We start from the raw sequence: 411 nt of genomic DNA on the forward strand, positions 1-411 counted from the left end.
CATCAGCTCGTCTTCGGTCGCCAGCCCGATGAAGTAGAAGCAGATCATCTCGTAGGTACGGAGGGTCGGCCGCTTGCCGGTCCACAGCGCGATCAACAGGCAGGCGATGATCGCACAGTAGGTTTGGATTTCGATGCCGTTCTGGTCGTGGCTCAACAAGTGGCGGCAGCCCAGGATGTGCTTGAAGAACCGGAAGACGGCCGGGACGTCCAGCAGATTCGTGGCGAGGCGAAGGACGCCGTCGCTGTCAACGCCGCTGGAGCCGCTGCCCGCTCGGCCGCGGGTCGTATGGGGGTTGATGCGGACGCAGACGACGCGGATCGGGTGATCCGGCTGGCGGTCGGCCGCGCCGTTGGGGAAACTTACGATCTCGTCGCTGATGACTTCATCGAGTTGGGCGTCGTCGTGGCG

The 411-nt window shown here is 64.0% G+C and carries 1 pseudogene; it reads right to left on the reverse strand.

Annotation, left to right across the window (positions count from 1 at the left end):
• Positions 1-411 (reverse strand): annotated as a pseudogene (locus tag I6F37_RS42290) (IS4 family transposase); the annotation flags it as partial.

The sequence above is a fragment of the Bradyrhizobium sp. NBAIM08 genome, assembly GCF_020193935.1.
In the GTDB taxonomy this organism is placed as follows: Bacteria; Pseudomonadota; Alphaproteobacteria; order Rhizobiales; family Xanthobacteraceae; genus Bradyrhizobium; species Bradyrhizobium yuanmingense.